This window comes from Bacillus sp. FSL K6-6038 (genome assembly GCF_038050455.1).
In the GTDB taxonomy this organism is placed as follows: Bacteria; Bacillota; Bacilli; order Bacillales; family Bacillaceae_G; genus Bacillus_A; species Bacillus_A pseudomycoides.
Genome location: NZ_JBBOUH010000001.1, coordinates 2,061,821 through 2,081,297, shown reverse-complemented (window position 1 = coordinate 2,081,297; position 19,477 = coordinate 2,061,821). Strand labels below are relative to the sequence as shown.

Annotated in this window: 21 protein-coding genes; 2 read left to right on the top strand and 19 right to left on the bottom strand. The window is 37.0% G+C overall.

What is annotated here, in order from left to right:
* Positions 1-4: 4 nt before the first annotated feature.
* Complete coding sequence (locus tag NSQ40_RS10685; protein ID WP_003197206.1) at positions 5-862, bottom strand: YitT family protein; 858 nt, start codon at positions 860-862, stop codon at positions 5-7.
* 177 nt (positions 863-1,039) lie between these two features.
* On the opposite strand from NSQ40_RS10685, the gene NSQ40_RS10680 reads away from it, so the two are divergent.
* Entirely contained in the window at positions 1,040-1,252 is a 213-nt protein-coding gene (locus tag NSQ40_RS10680; RefSeq protein WP_003197205.1) for a hypothetical protein, read from the top strand.
* Positions 1,253-1,275: 23 nt separating this feature from the next.
* A complete protein-coding gene (locus NSQ40_RS10675) occupies positions 1,276-2,145 on the top strand; it encodes a GNAT family N-acetyltransferase (RefSeq protein WP_003197204.1) in 870 nt (289 codons plus the stop codon).
* Positions 2,146-2,241: 96 nt separating this feature from the next.
* Here NSQ40_RS10675 and alr read toward each other — a convergent pair whose 3' ends face one another.
* The 18 genes from alr to NSQ40_RS10585 all read right to left on the bottom strand — a co-directional run bounded on the left by alr (position 2,242) and on the right by NSQ40_RS10585 (position 19,376).
* Positions 2,242-3,417 (bottom strand): alanine racemase, encoded by a 1,176-nt coding sequence (alr, locus tag NSQ40_RS10670; protein WP_097786793.1) that lies wholly within the window; start codon positions 3,415-3,417, stop codon positions 2,242-2,244.
* A 201-nt stretch (positions 3,418-3,618) separates the two neighbouring features.
* The gene (locus NSQ40_RS10665; protein ID WP_003206975.1) at positions 3,619-4,818 is read right to left on the bottom strand and encodes an MFS transporter; all 1,200 of its coding nucleotides are present in this window, start codon (positions 4,816-4,818) and stop codon (positions 3,619-3,621) included.
* A gap of 262 nt (positions 4,819-5,080) precedes the next feature.
* A complete protein-coding gene (locus NSQ40_RS10660) occupies positions 5,081-5,626 on the bottom strand; it encodes a MarR family winged helix-turn-helix transcriptional regulator (protein WP_003197200.1) in 546 nt (181 codons plus the stop codon).
* Between the two features lie 238 nt (positions 5,627-5,864).
* Positions 5,865-6,065, bottom strand: coding sequence for a 4-oxalocrotonate tautomerase (locus NSQ40_RS10655; protein WP_003197197.1), 201 nt, complete (start codon positions 6,063-6,065; stop codon positions 5,865-5,867).
* A gap of 15 nt (positions 6,066-6,080) precedes the next feature.
* Positions 6,081-6,869: a 2-keto-4-pentenoate hydratase gene (locus NSQ40_RS10650; protein WP_003197195.1), complete on the bottom strand. Its 789-nt coding sequence runs from the start codon at positions 6,867-6,869 to the stop codon at positions 6,081-6,083.
* A gap of 3 nt (positions 6,870-6,872) precedes the next feature.
* Entirely contained in the window at positions 6,873-7,898 is a 1,026-nt protein-coding gene (gene dmpG, locus NSQ40_RS10645; protein WP_041488411.1) for a 4-hydroxy-2-oxovalerate aldolase, read from the bottom strand.
* Positions 7,885-8,784, bottom strand: coding sequence for an acetaldehyde dehydrogenase (acetylating) (locus NSQ40_RS10640; protein WP_003197190.1), 900 nt, complete (start codon positions 8,782-8,784; stop codon positions 7,885-7,887). The genes dmpG and NSQ40_RS10640 overlap by 14 nt, the downstream gene beginning before the upstream one ends.
* Positions 8,785-8,816: 32 nt before the next feature.
* A complete protein-coding gene (locus NSQ40_RS10635; RefSeq protein WP_003197188.1) occupies positions 8,817-9,596 on the bottom strand; it encodes a 2-keto-4-pentenoate hydratase in 780 nt (259 codons plus the stop codon).
* Positions 9,597-9,798: 202 nt separating this feature from the next.
* The gene (locus tag NSQ40_RS10630) at positions 9,799-11,268 is read right to left on the bottom strand and encodes an aldehyde dehydrogenase (protein WP_097786792.1); all 1,470 of its coding nucleotides are present in this window, start codon (positions 11,266-11,268) and stop codon (positions 9,799-9,801) included.
* 12 nt (positions 11,269-11,280) lie between these two features.
* Positions 11,281-11,739: a RidA family protein gene (locus NSQ40_RS10625; protein ID WP_041488410.1), complete on the bottom strand. Its 459-nt coding sequence runs from the start codon at positions 11,737-11,739 to the stop codon at positions 11,281-11,283.
* Complete coding sequence (locus NSQ40_RS10620) at positions 11,711-12,754, bottom strand: amidohydrolase family protein (RefSeq protein ID WP_033794804.1); 1,044 nt, start codon at positions 12,752-12,754, stop codon at positions 11,711-11,713. The genes NSQ40_RS10625 and NSQ40_RS10620 overlap by 29 nt, the downstream gene beginning before the upstream one ends.
* On the bottom strand, positions 12,739-13,278 hold the full coding sequence (gene nbaC, locus NSQ40_RS10615; RefSeq protein WP_003197181.1) for a 3-hydroxyanthranilate 3,4-dioxygenase: 540 nt from the start codon (positions 13,276-13,278) through the stop codon (positions 12,739-12,741). The genes NSQ40_RS10620 and nbaC overlap by 16 nt, the downstream gene beginning before the upstream one ends.
* A gap of 27 nt (positions 13,279-13,305) precedes the next feature.
* Positions 13,306-13,854 (bottom strand): FAD synthetase family protein, encoded by a 549-nt coding sequence (locus NSQ40_RS10610; RefSeq protein WP_098803387.1) that lies wholly within the window; start codon positions 13,852-13,854, stop codon positions 13,306-13,308.
* 19 nt (positions 13,855-13,873) lie between these two features.
* Positions 13,874-14,620, bottom strand: a complete 747-nt coding sequence (locus NSQ40_RS10605; protein WP_341286107.1) for an IclR family transcriptional regulator — start codon at positions 14,618-14,620, stop codon at positions 13,874-13,876.
* Positions 14,621-14,773: 153 nt separating this feature from the next.
* A complete protein-coding gene (locus NSQ40_RS10600; RefSeq protein ID WP_018765489.1) occupies positions 14,774-16,246 on the bottom strand; it encodes a 4-hydroxyphenylacetate 3-hydroxylase family protein in 1,473 nt (490 codons plus the stop codon).
* A gap of 200 nt (positions 16,247-16,446) precedes the next feature.
* The gene (spoIIP, locus tag NSQ40_RS10595; RefSeq protein ID WP_016114609.1) at positions 16,447-17,577 is read right to left on the bottom strand and encodes a stage II sporulation protein P; all 1,131 of its coding nucleotides are present in this window, start codon (positions 17,575-17,577) and stop codon (positions 16,447-16,449) included.
* 399 nt (positions 17,578-17,976) lie between these two features.
* On the bottom strand, positions 17,977-18,945 hold the full coding sequence (locus NSQ40_RS10590) for an SPFH domain-containing protein (RefSeq protein ID WP_003197170.1): 969 nt from the start codon (positions 18,943-18,945) through the stop codon (positions 17,977-17,979).
* Between the two features lie 2 nt (positions 18,946-18,947).
* A complete protein-coding gene (locus NSQ40_RS10585) occupies positions 18,948-19,376 on the bottom strand; it encodes an NfeD family protein (RefSeq protein ID WP_003197168.1) in 429 nt (142 codons plus the stop codon).
* Positions 19,377-19,477 lie beyond the last annotated feature (101 nt).

Genomic DNA, 19,477 nt, shown 5'->3' with positions numbered 1-19,477 from the left:
ATGCCTAATCATTTGATGTTTGCCCTGAACGTGATGAGATACCTGGGCGTTTTACGCCAGTTGTTTCCGTTGAATAAGAAGCTTCAATGATGGCACTTGAATCTACAGAGAGAACGAGATCTTTCATCTTTGGATAAATAAAACGGTTTGTAATACAGTAGATAATTCTCTGGTGCTCTCCTAAAAAACCACCTTCTCCATGTAGATACGTAACTGAAAGTTGTAACTCCTTCATAAGAAGTTCACCAATTTCTTTATTCTTACTCGAAATAATCATGACACTCTTGCCTTGATTAATGCCATCTAATATGAAATCAATCATCTTCGTAACAATATAGAAAATTGCAAGTGAGAACATTGCTTGCTCGATTGAAAACAAAATAGCGACAAATACAAAAATAACAGCATTTACAGCAAGTAAAAATGTACTAATCGGCACTTTAAAATGTTTGTTCATCCAGACCGCTAACATTTCTGACCCGTCAATTGCACCACCCATCTTCACAACAATTCCAACACCAATTCCAAATAATACTCCACCATACAATACAATTAGTAATTCAGACGTTGTGATAGCTGGAAATGGCTTCAAATAAATTAATCCGAGAGTTGTTACAACGTTGGCATAGGACGTACGAATAAAGAATTTTTTCCCCATTACTTTTGCAGTAAATAATAAGATAGGAATGTTAAGTCCTAAAAACACACCATAAAGCGGTAATCCAGCAACTTTATTCGCCATAATAGAAATGGCTGTTACCCCACCATCTACCAGTCCATTTGGTGCCAAAATCAACTCCAATGAGCCAGCTACAATAATCGATCCAATTGTTAATAAAACATATTCAAATATTTTTTTCATTGATTACCCCCAAAACAGATATATTTTCTTAGTATTATCATACCTATAATTCTCTATTCTTGCAAAGAAATGGATTTATTTACACAAATCCGACACTAATTTGGAAATTTTTATATATTCTATTTCTAGGTGATATATAATGATTTTATCGAATTTTTAGAGAAAAGGAGTTTTCTTATGTTACAAAAGCTATTTACCTCTCCTATCCTATCTATAGACACGTTACACCCAGGTTATGAAGATCATGCATTCCGACAAGGTTACGAAACAATTATGCCTCTTTCTAATTTAGAACAATGTAGGGCACCGTACCGATATTTATATCGATTATTATCCGTTCAAGGAAATATGGATTTAGAGGAGTGGCTACAACACCCCGTCTTCTTCTAAAATACTCTTAAGGAGATTACACTATGCAAATTCAAAAAAAGAAACGATTAACAATACCTGAAATACAGCACATCATAGATTTAGCTCATATTTGTAAGCGAAACGATGGCATCGATTATCCAACAGATTTGCATGTCAATATTCTTAAGAATCGAAACGAAAACCGGCTAAACGATTTTCTTTTTTATAACAATGAACAATTAATCGGTGTGTTAAACATGTATGAATTTGAAAGACCGACAAAACTTGAATTAACAGGATTTGTCCACCCCCATTTCAGAAAACAAAAAGTAGGAACTACTCTTTTACAAACGGCCATGGAAGAAATACAACAACGAGATGTTGATGAAGTCTTGCTCATCATAAACGGGGCATCAACATCTGGAAAAGAATTTGCCGAACAAACTAACTTACCATACTTATACAGCGAGTACGGTATGGAGTTTCAGTTAGATACACAGCAAACGACTATACAAAAACATACGATTGAGCTTATCCCTGTATCGACTGCGACATTTCTTACTCTTTTAGAAATATCTAGTAAAGCTTTTGGCGATTCATTGACAAACACATCCTCCTGGTTACAAAAAATAATGTCTTCTCCTACTCACAAAGTATATATTTCTCTCATCCATAAACAGCCAATTGGGACCATTACAGTAAATAAACAAAACGGATTTACTTCCTTATCCGGATTTGCTGTTCATCCTTCTTATCAAGGAAAAGGATATGGAAAAAGCATTTTGCAGTACATCGTACATCAGCTATTAACTGAGGGAAGAACGAAGATTGAATTAGAGGTTGAAACTAAAAACGATAGTGCTCTAAAACTTTATAAACAGTGTGGTTTTGAGATTACAACAAGGTATGATTATTATGATTTACTAAATTGAACTACCCCCACCTTCACTTCGTTTAGAGGAGGGGGTCTTCTCGGTTAAAATGAATTAGAAAAGGACTGAATCTTAGCGATTCAGTCCTTTTCTAATTCATTTGTTTCTTAATATATTCACAACAGTAGTCGTTTCATCATTTTCTTTATATACGCGTGGAATTCTTCGATCTAGCATACAAGTCACTTCATAGTTAATTGTACCTAATGTATCCGCGATTTCTTCTACAGAAATTTCTTCCTCACCTTGTCTACCGTAGAAAACAACTTCATCTCCTACTTGTACAGGCATTGCTTTTGTAACATCTAACATTAACTGGTCCATACAAACGCGCCCAAGAACTGGCACACGAATTCCATTAATTAACGCATGCCCCTTATTCGACAGCTGACGGTTATATCCATCTGCATAACCAATTGGAACAGTCGCAATCCATTCTTCTCCTGTTGTTACATACGTATTCCCATAACTTACACCACGATTTTTTTTCGCGTGCTTAATATGAGCCACTTTCGACTTCAATGATAGTGCTGGCTGTAAAGAAACAACTGTATGATCTACTTCTTTCGAAGGATACATACCATAAATTCCGATTCCAACACGAACCATATTTTGAAATGTATTGCTTAGCTCCATTGATCCAGCACTGTTTGAACTATGGATATACGGAAGATGAATACCCATTCCCTTCGCTGCATTTACAGCTTTCTCAAATAAACTCGTTTGCATATTTGTATATATTTTATTAATTTCATCAGCTGTAGAGTAATGTGTAAACATACCTTCTATTTCTATATATTTCATATTTTTTAGTTCTTCTAAAAATGGCGCAACCTCTTCTTCTTGTAAACCAATGCGACTCATTCCTGTATCTATTTTCACTTGAATATGCGCTTTCTTTTCAAGTTGCTTAGCAATTTCATTGATACCTTTTAGATCCTCTATTCTATATACCGTCATCATAATATCATACCCAATAGCATCTTTAGCAACTTCCACTGGTGTATAACCTAAAACTAAAATCGGCACAGTAACTCCTGCTTCGCGTAGTTCGATTCCTTCATCTACAAAAGCAACAGCAAGTTGATTCACTCCTGCCTCAATTGCCGCTTTTGCGACTTCAACCGCCCCGTGTCCATACCCATTTGCTTTTACCGCTGCCATCATTGCAATATTTTTATCATTCACACGTTTTTTAAATTCTCTTACATTATGTTTTACAGCATCTAAGTTAACTTCAACAATTGTATCTCTTCCATATCTCGAACTCATGGGTCTAAACTCCTAACTCAATAATTGCTTTCCATTCTATTTCTCGTTTAATTATGACCTTTTACAATATAATACTTTTCATTTTCCTAGTCAAACTACTAGAATTTTCGGAATTTTGAATATAGATTAATACTCCTAAGACACTATTATATACGGAGATGAGGAGAATTACAATGTTTGTTCAAGCTGCATGAATCGATTTTAAGCCTCATCAAAAATAGATTGATTGTTAATGAAAAGAGAAGAAAACAAACCGACGCATAGTATTGAGCCTAGCAAAACAAAAGTCTGAGAATATCCGCCAATATTCATAAGATAAATAGAGATAACAGGTCCTATACTTGTTCCTAAAAATAAAATGAAAGTATAAATTGAAACTGCTATTCCCCTTGATTTCCCACCTAACTCTCCGACAAGAGTGACCAATGCCGGGACAGATAAAGCAATTCCGACAACAAAACATACGCTCATGATTATAAGAAAAGGAAGACTAGAAATAACCCCCAATGAGCTTAAACTAAGAATGGCTATTAATAATCCTCCCTGAAGAACCTGCTTAACACCAAATCTCATTGTTAGACGCCCTGCAAGTGGTGAAAGCAACATTCCAAATAATCCAGCTAAGCGAACGTAGAGAATTTGATCTGCATGTAACTGAAAGTTAGACGAACTTAAATAGTTTCCTAAAACAGTATACATATTTACAAAAGCCATTAATAAGACAAATGCAATCATATAGCTTAATACTAAGTTTTTTTGCGTGAAGACCTTACCCATTTGTTTCACTGGTCCTAATATATCCGTGTATGATTGAGACGACTCTCCTCTTGGAAGAGAATAATAGATCCATAAAGCAGTAACCATATATACGCTACTAAGAAGAAAAAACACCATATGCCATCCAAAATACTGACTAATTACAGTACTCATAACTTGACCTACAATTCCTGCTACTAAAAAACCAGTGCTAACAAATCCTATGGTTGTAACTTTCTTTTCTACCGGAAACGATTCTACAACGTAAGCTAACGCTACTGGGGAGAAAGTAGCTGCCGCTATACCTTGTAACCCACGTAGCACAACAAGCCAAGATAGACTATTGACTAAGCCTAATAAGAAGGAAATAATCGCTAATCCAATTAACCCCATCAGAATGACGTTCTTTCGACCATATTTATCAGATATCGCACCAAATAGCAAACAACCAATCGCAAAACCGAGTGAAAACATACTACCAGTAATTGCAGATTGCGTTAATGAAACATGAAAAAAATCTGCGAATATCGGAATCAATGGAATTGTAACATAAAGACTTGACATAACTGCCATACCCGACCAGCATAAAACAGCTGTCATTAACGCATAATTCTTTATAGAATTCACTTCTTTTGAAATTTGCAACTTGAATCCTCCTCTTTAGTAAAGTTGTCATTTAAATTCATACTGTTTACATTCCGCGCCTCAAAAGTGCCTAAAATAAAATCATAAAAAATTATTGCTTTTTACGTCCTCTACTTAACTTAACCCTTTTCAACTCCTTTACCGAAAATACAATATTGATTTAATTATTTCATCACCTCCTCTCATTTTGTTAGCCACACATATAGTTAGGTAACCTAACTATATAACCAAATAAATAAGTCGATTTTTATAATCAACTTATTTACCTACCTTCTCCCACTTTCAATCGCATGTTTATTTGCATCTTATTTAATAATTTCTCTAATATTTGACGTTCTTCTTGATTAAAATCTTCCACCAATGATGCACACGAAGACCAAAAAGTTGGTAAGGAAAGAAAAACAAGTTCTTTTCCTTTCGGAGTAATCTTCACCTTTAATCTTCTGCGATCTTCAGCATGGTGGTACCTTACAATTAATGCGCGTTTTTCCATCCAATCTAATAATCCAGTGACTGAAGCGCGCGTAATTCCTAAGCGGTTTGCAATAGCTGAAGGACTCATACTAGCTTCTTCCTCATTCAATTCAATTTCACGTAAAATAAATAACAATAAAAAATCTAATTTACTTTCAGAAATTCCAAGTGGCGCTAAATCCAGATCAACTGCATCCAAAACATCATCAGATGTCCATAGCATCAGTAAACCAAGTTTTGCTGCGATTGGGTCCGTGTCTGCTGATGCTGTCGTTTTTATCAACTTTGCATAAGGTTCTATCCCTAAAGGATGAGAATCGTTTTTTGAAGTCATTGCTCCCAGTTTCTCCTTTTTTCAATATCATTCTCCAAAGTAATTAGTTTGACTAACTACTTTTTCATTATACTCATTTTTTCTATTTTATTGCAAGAACATCCTTATAAAAATTCACTATAATTTAGACACCTTATCCAAGTTAGATGAAGCGTATCACGATCTAACTCTCTTACTTTCGCGCTACAAACAAAAAGTAATTCTTATTAAAAATAAGAATTACTTTTACTCAACAACACTATTTTTCTTCCACACTACCTTTTACCTTTCCTCCAACACCCCAATGCGAACCCGGAATCTCATTTACTAGTACACGCACACGTTCAACATCTACATCCAAACTTTTTGCAACTGCATCTGTAACATTTGAAATGAGATTTTGAATCTGCTCCTGTTTTCTACCCTCAATAACTTGAATTTGTACAATTGGCATATCCATCTCTCGCTTTACTCTTTATTCACAAAACATCGATACACTACCCAACCCTTCAAACTGCGCAATAATAGCGTCACCAGTTTTGAAAGCAACCGCTTCAGATAATGCCCCACTTAGCACAATATCACCTTTTTTTAACCCTTCATTTTGTAATCCAAGTTTATTTACCGCCCAAGCAATTGCCGTTGCCGGATGTCCAAGTACAGCTGCCCCTGTACCAGTTGTCGCCGTTTTACCGTTTTTCGACATAACCATTCCAACATTAGCTAAGTCTATTTCCTGAGCGTTAATCCATTTGCTTCCTAATAGAAATTTTGAGGATGAACAATTATCTGCAATTACATCAGGCAATGTAAATTTAAAATTCAAATAACGACTATCAATAATTTCCAAAGCTGGCGTAACATATTTTGTTGCCTTTAATACATCATCCGCTGTAACGCTAGTACCTTGTAAATCATCTCCCATTAAAAAGGCAATCTCTGGTTCTACTTTTGGATGAATCAACGTTTCATACTGCACAGGTTCCCATTCAAACGCTAACATATCATGTAATAAATAACCGTAAATTGCTTCCTCAATCCCCATCATTTGTTGTTTCGCTTTACTCGTTAACCCAAGCTTTACACCAACTCGTTTGGATCCTTCTTTCATCTTTTGTTCAACTAATTGTTTTTGCAATATGTAAGCATCTTCTACTGTTAAATCCGGATACTGATCTGTTACCTTTACTACTTCTTTTCGTTCCCTCTCCGCCTGAAGTAAATATTCAATAATCTCTGAATCCGCTCCTTTAACTAAAGCCATATTTTACACCCCCGTTTTTATCTTTGCTAATTCAGCTGCTACATCTAAAATCATATCTTCTTGCCCACCAACTGCTTTTCTCTTGCCAAGTTCTATTAAAATATCACGAGCATCTACACCAAATCTATGAGCAGCTCTCTCAGCATGTAGTAAAAAGCTAGAATATACACCAGCGTATCCCATGACAAGACTACCTTTTTGAATTTCTTGTGGCCCTGGTAACAGCGGTGCAACAATATCCTCTGCCAAATCCATCATTTTATACAAATCTACATCTAGCGTATATCCCATCCGATCCAATACAGCTAACAATACCTCTGTTTGCGCGTTCCCAGCTCCAGCTCCAAGGCAGCGGACGCTTCCATCAATTCGGGTTGCTCCTTCTTCAATTGCAGTAATCGTATTCGCTACTGCAACAGAAAGGTTATTGTGGCCATGAAAGCCGATTTCGATATTTAGAGATTGACGTAATGCCTGGATACGTTCACGTACTTCACGAGGCAATAAAGCTCCAGCTGAATCTGTTACATAGACAGCTTGTGCCCCATAACTTTCCATAAGTTTTGCTTGTTCTACCAATTTCTGTATCGGTGCCGAATGTGCCATCATTAAAAAACCACACACTTCCATACCCAATTCTCGTGCAAAATGAATATGTTGAGCGGAAACATCCGCTTCCGTTACGTGGGTTGCTACACGAACAAGTCTTGCTCCAATGCTTTCTGCTTGTTTTAATTCATGGACAGTGCCAATACCAGGAATAAGTAACACAGCTACCTTTGACTGTCTACATTCTTCCACTGCCGCTTCAATGAGTTTCATTTCATCTACTAACGATTTTCCATATTGCAAAGTGGAACCACCTAATCCATCCCCATGACTAACTTCAACATAATGCATACCAGCCTCATCTAACGACCTAGTTACAGACCGAATTTGTTCCTCTGTAAATTGATGCCTCATTACATGACTTCCATCACGCAAACAAACCTCAGTTATTTTGATTGGCATATCACTATTTCTTTTCACTCATCACACCTCGCTTCTGCTCTCCAATTATTCGAGATGCAAATCCTTCACCAACTTTTAATGCCGCTGCTGTCATAATATCTAAATTACCAGCATACGGCGGAAAGTAATCTCCGGCTCCTTCTACCTCTAAAAATACAGTCACACGGTTCCCATCAAACATCGGTTCCTGTTTTAAAGAATATCCTGGAACGTATGACCTAACTACTTCAACCATCTTACAAATTGCTTGCCCAATAATGAATTCATCCATATGCTTAACTTCGCAATATACTGTATCTCTCATTAAAATAGGAGGATCCGCAGGATTTAATATAATAAGTGCTTTCCCACAGTCTGCTCCCCCAACCTCTTCAATCCCACGCTTTGTTGTAATCGTAAATTCATCAATATTTGCCCGTGTACCTGGACCTGCACTTAAACTAGAAATCGTAGCAACTATCTCCGCATACGTAACGTCCGCTACTTCATTGATTGCATGAACAATTGGAATTGTTGCCTGCCCACCACATGTAATCATATTGACATTTCGCATTTCTACATGAGTACCATCTTGTATAGCTGGACAAACAAATGGGCCACATGCTGCAGGGGTCAAGTCAATCACTAGCTTTCCTAACTCTCTTAAGACTTCCGCGTGACGAATATGAGCTTTGGCTGAAGTTGCATCAAATATAATATCCGCTATGCTAGGATTCTCAATAATTGCTTGTATACCATTATCAAAAATCTCATATCCTTCTTCCTTCGCTCGCCTTAATCCATCTGATTCAGAATCTATCCCTATCATGGCAGTCATTTCAATTACTTCACTTCTTCTTAATTTATACATTAAATCCGTACCGATATTTCCGGAACCTATAATAGCCGCCTTCACTTTCCCCACATATATCCCCTCCTTTTCACACAACTATAAAACTATACAAATTTAATAGAAACCGAACCAAGAGATCCGAAATCGGCTTGAATTACATCATTACATTGAACTGAAACAGCGCCCGATAATGCACCTGGCAAAATTAACTCCCCTGCCTTCAATGAAATATGAAATTCACTAAGTTTATTCGCTAGCCAAGCAACCGCTTGTGCAGGATGTCCTAATGCCGCTGCTCCTGCTCCAGTAGCAATTAAACTATTATTTTTATAGAGCGCCATTCCAGCCGTACGCAAATCTACTTCAGATACATTGGACATCTTTTCACCAACAACTACTTTTGCAGAAGAACCATTATCTGCTACTGTATCGACAAGCTTAATCTTCCAATCTGCAATACGACTATCAATAATTTCAAGTGTAGGTACAATATATTTCGTCGCCATTAGCACATCTACATATGTAATATTAGGTCCACTTAAATCCTCAGCTAAAACAAATCCAATTTCCGCTTCTACTTTTGGAGATACAAACGAATCTACCGAGATTACACTTCCACTTTCTACTTTCATATCATCTAGTAAATGTCCGTAATCTGGTTCATCTACCCCAAGCATTTGCTGCATTGCACTACTCGTAAGTCCAACTTTCTTCCCAATCACTGTGCGGCCTTGTCTTAACTTTCGTCCCACTACTTCGAGCTGAATGTTATACGAATCTAAAACTGATAGATTTGAATACCTTTCCGTGAAAGGCGAAATTGGTCTACACGTTTGTTCTGCCTGTATAAGTTCATCTGCTAATTCCTTTATTAACACTTGCATTTATCTCACCTCATTTTTAAAATCTATATTTAGAACACATCAGTGGAAATACCATTCCATTGATGGAACATTCATTTTACCCCGCTATTCGCAGGCAGTAAGCCCCCCACCTCAGGTTTCAGAAAGAAGCAAAAAAGATAGGCGGGGGATAACTGCCCGTAAAAGCCCGATTGGTGAAGCCCCCACTGATGGAAGTTTCACTTTATAATTTCATCGTAACTGTCTTTGCTTCTGTATAAAATTCAAAACTATGGCGTCCACCTTCTCGGCCAATACCACTTGCCTTAGAACCACCAAATGGGGTACGTAAATCTCGCACATACCAACAATTAATCCATAATAATCCCGAATCAATTTGCGAAACAACTCGTTGTGCTCTTCTAAGATCATTTGTCCAAACAACTCCCGCTAAACCATAAATAGAATCATTTGCAATACGAATTGCATCTTCTTCTGTTTTAAATGGTATAACAACTAAAACTGGACCAAAAATCTCTTCTTGAGCTACACGCATACGATTATCGACATCATATAATATAGTCGGTTCATAAAAGTTCCCTTGTGCTAAACTCTCGATTCTTTTTCCGCCGTGGGCTAATTTTGCTCCTTCTGAAAGACCTATTTCCACGTACTGATCAACTGTTTCTAGATGTGATTTCGAAACAAGCGCTCCCATATCTGTATCTTCATCAAGAGGGTCTCCCACTTTTATGTTTTTCACCGCTTTTACAAATTTCTCTAGAAACTGTTCATATACGCTTTCCTGTACAAGTAATCTTGAACCAGCTAAACAAATTTCTCCTTGATTCCGATAAATTGCTTCAATCGACCCTTGTACCGCTTCATCTAAGTCAGCATCTTCAAATACAATGTTTGCTGATTTTCCGCCTAATTCTAATGAAACTGGTATTAAGTTTTCTGAAGCATTCCGCATAATTGTTTTCCCTGTATTACTTTCCCCCACAAATGAAATACGTCTTACAGACGGGTGCGTCGTCATTTTCGTTCCTACCGTACTTCCTGGCCCTGTAATAATATTCAGTACACCTGGAGGTAGCCCTGCCTCATTCGCAATTTCCCCAAGCATGACTGCACTTAGCGGCGTGTAAGATGCTGGTTTCACAACTACTGTATTACCAGCGGCTAGTGCAGCTGACGCCTTCCACGTCATCTGCATAAATGGCAAATTCCAAGGAATAATTAAGCTCGTTACTCCTGCTGGTGCGTATTTTGCATATGACATAAAGTTATGCTTATCATAATGTTCATGTACTATATACTTTGCCATCTCGGCAAAGAAACGAAAATTATGTGCAGAACGCGGAATATCAAAACCACGACTTTCTTTTATTGGCTTTCCGACATCAAGTGTCTCTATATACGCTAATTCATCTACTTTTTGCATAATCAAATCTGACATTTTGCATAAAATAGCTGAGCGCTCTTCCACAGGCATTTTACTCCAGATACCACTTGTGAATGTACGCCCCGCCACGTCTATTGCTCGCTTAGTATCCTCTTCATTTGCTTGTGCAACAGAGGCAAGTTTTCTATTTGTCGATGGATTGAACGTATCGAACGTTTCGCCGGACATCGCATCGACATATTGACCATCAATAAATAACTTCGCATCTTTTACTTTCATTTTTTCAGCTAATAGTTCTTTATTCACACTCTTTACCTCCTACTCTACAATTTCTAAAACCATCTCGATTTCAATTGTTGTATTATTCGGTAGTTGAGCCATTCCAACAGCGGAACGAGCATGCTTTCCCTTTTCACCAAAAACATCTACTAATAAATCGGATGCACCGTTCATCACTTTTGGCTGATCAATAAAATCTTCTGTACTATTTACAAATCCAAGTAACTTCACAAATCGTTTCACCTTATTTAAATCACCGAGTTCATTCTTTACAACGCTTAATAAGTTCAACATAGACTGCCTAGCTGCCTTATATCCATCTTCTATTGATACATCTTCACCTAATTTCCCATGGTACTGGTCAACACCTTGTCCAGCAGTAAACAATAAGTTTCCGACCCTTACACAACTTACATAATTACCTACCGCTGGACGAATAGCTGGTAGTGTGAGTCCCATTTCATTTAATTTACTCTCTGGTGTTTGTACTCTCTGCATATACTACACCTCTTTTTTTCATATCAATATTTAAGAAACTCGCTGCATTTCCACCAAGCATAGCTTCCTTTTGCTCCTCTGATAAATCAAGTGTCTCGTCAATTACTTTACCTGGCTGAATTTCTCGTAGTAAAAACGGATAATCCGACCCCATAAAAATCTTTTCATGTCCAAATCGCTCTATCATATATTTAAGGTTGATAGGATCATAGTTTAGAGAATCGAAGTAAAATTTCTTTGCGTAATGGCTCGGAGGATATGTAGTTAATCTCAGATGTGGCCATACTTGCCACCCTTGATCTAATCGCGGCAAAATATATGGAAAAGAACCTCCACCATGAGCAAAGCAAATTTTTAACCTAGGAAACTTCTCCATTATCCCACTCCATATAAGTGTGGCTGCGGCAAGAGCCGTTTCACTTGGCATCCCAACTGTATACATAAAATTATGATGCGGCATTCTATCTCGCCCTAATGTTTCCCACGGATGAATAAAAATTGGGACTTGCCATTTTTCAGCCATCTGGAAAAACTCAATAAATGAAGGATCATCTAAATTTTTCCCATTGACATTCGTGCCAATTTCAATTCCATGTAAGTTTAATTCTGTTATGCATCGCTCCATCTCACGAACTGCCGTTTCTCCATCTTGCATTGGCACTGTTCCTAATCCAACAAAACGATCTGGATATGCCAAGACGGTTTCCGCAATAAAATCGTTTTGAATACGCGCCATTGCTTCAGCTTCTTCTGGTTTTGCCCAATAGGAAAATGTAACAGGAATTGGTGATAATACTTGTATATCAACACCTTCACGGTTCATATCTTCAATTCTTTTCTCCGGACACCATACTTGATCTGTCACATCGCGAAAGTTTTTCCCACCAACCATAATCGCAGCACCACATGTACAAGTGCGATTTAATATCGGCCAACGTCCACCACCAAACTTCTCCTCAAAATCCGGAAATGTTTCAGGAATAATATGTGTATGAAAATCTATTCGCACTTCCATTCCTCCACTTCTTCTGGCATAATATGTCCGCAGTTTTTACACGCACGAATTTCTTTATTTGAATTAAAACTATGAATCGCTTCTTTCACTTGTTTTTCAATATCGGTTAATTGAACCCGTACGCGATGCATTTCATGATTACACTCATCACAGAACCAAACAAAATCTTCAAGTTCTCCTTGGTTACGTTTCCTTTCAATTACTAATCCATATGTGTCTGCAACGCGGTGCGGTGAATGTGGCACCATGGCTGGTAACATAAACACATCTCCTTCTTTCACTGTAACAACTTCACGTTTCCCTTCTTCCGTAATACATTCCACATAACATTCGCCTTTTATTTGATAAAAGAATTCATCTGAAGGATCAACATGAAAATCACGTCTTCTATTTGGCCCTCCTAAAATCATGGCAATAAACTCTGAGTCTTGCCAAATTACCTTGTTATTTACCGGTGGTTTCAATAACTCTTTATTTTCATCAATCCATTTTAGTAAATTAAAAGATTGTAATGTTTTTGACATGTTTTTTCCTCCTTATAATTCATTCGCTTATATTGTTTTAAGAGGCCATCCTAATAAGGATTGAGACCTTTGTAATTCTCCTTGAAATAAGTGATTCCGTATCCTCGTTGATGAAATTCGTTCACCTTCTTCGCAGCAAACCTCTTCGACGATAGAAACATCAAAGTATTTCATCAGTAGCTCTATATCACCCTCGCGATTTTTTCCAAATCGAAAATCTTCTCCGACATAAATTTCAATTGGGCATAATCTTTGTAATTCTTGAATAAAGTAACTAGCCTTTCTCGTTACATACAACTCATCAAAACGAATAACAATTACATGTTCAACACCGAGCTCCTGAAATCGATTTAACTTCTCATTAATTGGCGTTAGCACTTGTGCTCCCTGAAAATAAGAACGTGGTGGCGGATCAAATGTATACACGACATTTGGAATCTGTAGCTCTTTCCCTTTCTCCACCGCGTTTCTAATAACGGTCTGATGTCCTTTATGCACACCATCAAAAGCACCAATAGAAACAATCGATTTTTCCAATTCAGGTACACTATAATCATGTATATAAATGATTCTCACCTCTCTTTTACAGTTATGATTAAATGTCTAAATAACCAAATTCCTTTGAAATTAAATTTGCAGTATTCATCACACTTCGAATCATGACTTGACGATTGCTTCCTTGCATATACGTTTTCGGACCAACAATATTAAGAGCCGCAATGGTTCTCCCAGTGTAAGAACGAATAGGAGCCGCAATGCCATATAATCCATGTTCATTTTCGTTATCACTTATGGAATAACCTTGCTTACGAATTGTCTGTAACTCTTCTTGAAATCTCTTCATACAAGTAATTGTATTTGGTGCTCGAGGCAGCAGCCCATTTTCTGAAGTATACTCTAAAGAAGAAGGGTTAAATGAAAGAAGAACTTTTCCTGTACTTGTGCAGTATGCAGGTTTTCTTGATCCGACATGAGTTGATATTTGAACAGAATCCTTTGATGAAATTTTCAAAATAAATACAACATCTCCACGGTCAAACATACCGATATGCACCGTCCCATTAAATTTCCTTACAAGTTCTTCAACGATTGGAATCGCCCCGCTATAAATCTCTTGTTGAAACATCACTTGATTGCCCCACTCCAACAATTTCCATCCCAGTCGATATTTTCTCTGCTCATCTCGAATTAACATTCCTTCTTCACACAATGTACGGACAAGATGGTGAACTGTACTCGAGTTCATATTTAATTTTGCAGCAATTTCAGAATTTCCTAACACCGGCTCACCACTCGTAAAACAATTTAGAATTTTACAAATTTTACCGATAGATGCTATCACAATAACTTACCTCCTCTATTCCAGTTACATATTTTCCGGTTCATATATAGCTAAAACATGTAAGAAGATTTACATCCTAACAGTAAAATTCTTGTTATCTATTTGCCACTCCTTCCTTTTTTATTTTAAAATGTAAGCGCGATCATTTTATTGTCACCTTAATGAATTTCCAGATAATTCCGTTCGCAAGGCACTGTCCACAAGTGACAGCGATTGTTGTTTTTTGTACGCATTATAAAACATGCCCATTTTTCTCACTGGATCACCAGAATAATAACGCTCATATTGTAATAGGCGTTGTCCAAACGCTTCACCGCATAAGTCCCAAGCTAATTTAAATAATCGAACGCGTTCCTCAGAAGATACTCCTTCACGCCCGATATAATATTTATACATATCCTCTTGAATCTCTGGATTCATAAAGTCAGCACCTGTTGGCGACATTAGTAGTCCACCAGCCCCAATGGTTTGAATAATTTCAATAGCACGTGGATACATTTTAGGTAATAAGCTACGTATTGTATCAAGCGGTAGTCTCGCAGGAACAGCTTCACCATATGCATTCGTTTCATACTCATATTCTGCTACTTGCAAGAGTGCACGGATTGTTTCTACATCTTGTATTAATTCTGCTAACTGATTTTGTACATTTAAAAAGCCGTCTACTCCAATTGAATCTGCTAGTTTTATAGCCACTTCTGCTGCAAAAGAAAGTTTCACTAATCCTCGTACTCCTGATTGATGTGCTGGTTGATGACCAATTCCTGTTTTTGGATACAGCTGATTTCCAGCCTCTACACTTTGATAGATAAACACTTTATCCCATGGAATAAACACATTATGAAATACAAGGAGTGCATCCATTTCTTCAAACCTTGATGCAAGTGGATGATCAAACAAGGATCGTTTTCCATCTTGCATTGGCTCGCGACAAAGGATCCTTAAACCCGGTGCATCAATAGGAACTGCAAAAGAAATTGCATGACGTTCATCACCCGGCTTAAAACTTGGATAAGAATAAATGATTACCTCATCTGTAATTGGTGCAAGTGTCGCTAACATCTTAGCTCCGCTTACATACATTCCCTCTTCTGTTTCGTTCACTACACCTAAATGCATCGTTGCATCTTCTTGCTGATGTGAGGCTTTACTTCGATCATTTTGTGGATTGATAATCGCATGTGTTAAAAACAAATCTTGATCACGTATATGTTTATAATAATTTTTTATATTAGTCCCCCATGAGGAATCAAATTTTTCAAAAAACCATGCATTGCTCGCCATTGAAGTAACTGTAACATTTAAAAAATCTGGTGTTCTGCCCATTAAACCAAATGTAGCCTTTGCCCATACTTCAAACAATTCGCGGCGTGCTTTTAAGTCCTCATAATTTTTTGGCACTAAAAATGCATTCGAAACCCGCTCTCCTGTCTCTTCGCATATATGGGTAATCTTGTCCTGATACTCTGGATCATGCTGCATATCATATAATTTAGCAATTTGTAAAATCGGTTCCCGAAAAACATCTTCATTCACAACATCGGTTATTCTTCTTCCACCAATCCAAATTTCAGGATTTCTTGCCTTTAATCCTTCAATATACTGAGCCCCTGTTCGAATCGCCATTTTTACCCCTCCAATATATACATTTTGAAGTTTACTATACAAATAAGTTTAGAAATTCTGTCACCCTTTTAAATTGACGGAATTTTAAATTATTATAAAACAATCTCAACTCAAAACTACTGCCTTATTTCACATTATGAAATTCTAGTAAAATTTTTAAGGGACATGTAAAAAAGGAACAGTTCCCTGTTCCTTTCACATCATTCATTCACCTTCTCCGCATCCCAATAATATTTACTAAATGCTTCAGTTAACACATCAATTGTGTTATATAGCTCTTCTAAAGTATTATCAACGCCACCAACTTCGATAAGCATGGCATTTTTCGATAAATCTTGATTATAGACTCCATTTCCATCCTTTTTATACTTTGGAAAAATCCCTCTACTTAACCCATAATAGTTTTCATCTAAATACGAATTTATCGCTCTTGCAATCTTTTCATTATCAGAACGCCCTGCATTTTCCATCCCTATTATAAAATATAACCTCGCATAGGATTTGCCATTAATCACTTTTGTCGTAACATTCTTCCGCTGATCGTCCCTGTGAATATCAATTGGAAACATAATCTTATCATTTTGTGCCAAGGCTTCTTTCACATATCCATGAGATGCGGTATATGCTTGATACCATTTCCATTTCTTATTCGCCAATAAATCACCCATGTTTGTTTTGTCATGAAGAACCGGTATTCCCTGCCCTTCCAACTGTTCTTTTAGACGCTCTCCCAAAAGCGAGACATTTACATCCGGACTTGATGGACTCTTCGCCCCAGGTAACAATGGATAAAAGGACTCCCAACTATGCGTGTGATAAATATATACAGCTTTTTCACCTTTTGCATCGTTTTTATTTTTTTGTACAGGATTCTTTTTGTCTGCTTCTGTGACTTTATCTTTCGCTACTTCCCGTTCTTTCGTTACCTCTTCAATCGGTACACTAGATTCATTCGGAATATTCGTATAGTCCGTTCCTTCTCCAGCTACGATAATATTAGAATAGTACTTTGACATCCCCGGTACTTCTTTGCCAACGAACGTTCGTAAATCATGTATTTTCAGATCTGTTGTGATAGAAAACAATAAATTCCCAACAGACTCTCGTTTATTTGTTTTAAAATAATCCGATGCAAAATAACGATTTTCACTCTCAAACATTTGAATAAATCCTTGCATTGATACTTTTCCAAACCACTGACTCGCATAATAAGATTTCATAGTATGTAAAAGCGAGGTCACAATAGACGCCGCCACTATCACTACAAATACATATGATAAGATTAAAAATAGAAATTTCTTTCCATGTATACGAGTTGCATACTTTTTCAATGTATCACCTTCTTTATCATTTTAGGTGAGAAGCCCCCACCTCAAGGAACGTGAAGAGCACAGACCAATGAGTAAGTGGTGGTAGTTCAAACATGGATATGTACAAGCTTTATGTAATATATATTTACTAGACTTTTAAATTAGACCTTACATACTAGAATTCCATTTTCAATTTGTGTTGCACCAAAGTTTAAGTGTAAGTTAAAAATAATGTCTTTTCTTACCTAGCCTCACTTAGAGCAAATATAAATGATATACAAATCTTCAAAATATCTACCGCCTGTTTTGTACAATTCTCCCTAATTGAACTACCCCCACCTTCACTTCGTTTAGAGGAGGGGGTCTTCTCTGTTAAAATGATAAAAAAAGAGAAATGGCAGCCCATTTCTCTCTCATTAGTTATTGTTCTTTCGATGTATCCGACGAAGGTGATTTCTTCGCTTGTTTTTCTTTAAAAATTTCACCGATTGCACCAAGTGTGCCAAGTGTTTCAATTGCATTAGATGGGATGAAGACCTTATTTGCTGGTCCTTTTGCTACTTCAGCTAACGATTCAAATGATTTATAAGCAAGAACGCGTTCATCTAAGTCCGCTGCACGTATTAATTCGATTCGGTTTTGTTCTGCTTTCGCAATCGTTTCAATTGCTCTTGCTTCCCCTTGTGCTTCTAATTCTTTCGCTTCTCGTATACCTTCTGCTTCGCGAATACGCGCTTCTTTATCCCCTTCAGCCATCAAGATTTTACTTTGTTTTTCCCCTTCAGCACGAAGAACTTTATCTTGTTTAGCCGCTTCTGCTTCTAGAATAATCGCACGCTTATTACGCTCTGCTTTCATTTGTTTTTCCATGGATACCTGCACATCTTTTGGTGGATTAATATCAACAACTTCCACACGTTCAATACGAACGCCCCACTTCTCTGTTGCTTCGTCAAGAGCTAGACGAATTTCTGTTGAAATCTTTTCACGCCCTGATAATGTTTCATCCAGCTCCATCTTACCAATGATTTGACGCATTGTTGCAGATGTAATATTACGAACACCATATTCATAGTTAGAAATACCATATGTCGCAAGTTCCGGTTCAACAATTTGATAGAAAATTATTGTATCAATTTCTACCTGTACGTTATCTTTCGTAATTACCTTTTGTGGTGGCACATTTGTTTGTTGAATACGTAAATCATGGTATACACGTATACGATCTACAATTGGGATTATTAGATTTAATCCTGGCTGCATGATGCGTTGGAATTTACCAAATCTTTCAACCACACCTACCTTTTGTTGGGGCATGATTTTAATTGTTAACGCGATAAATACAATGACAATTAATGCAAAAATAATCGTTAATGTTAATGCTACCATTTTTATTCACTCTCCCTTTTCACATATAAAACAGTGCTGCTCCTCTTTATAACAATGACTCTTTCCCCAGTAGAAATGGGAACATCTGAAATAGCAGTCCAAGTATCGCCATCCACTTTCACGATCCCATTCCCTTCACTTGTAATCGCTTGCAGGATAATTCCTTTTTTACCAGCTAATTTATCGACAGTATCGATAAATCCTTTTGCCTCTCGAAAATTTTTAGAGATTCGTTTCGTAAAGAAAGTCAATGTTAAACTTACAATTGCTCCTACAACAACTTGTAAAAATAGTGCATCTGGAGCAAACAATGCAATAAGACCTCCGACAACCGCTCCAATTCCAAGCCATAACATGTAAAAGGTAATCGATAACATTTCTGCTATAAATAAAATACCGGCTATAATAAACCAAACTACCCATCCAGCCATATGCAACCCTCACTTTCTTTTTTATTTTCTATATGTATATGAAAAAAAAGAATTGTTTATCACGTCCTCCTAATTAAGGCGAGACGTTTCATCGGAAGCTA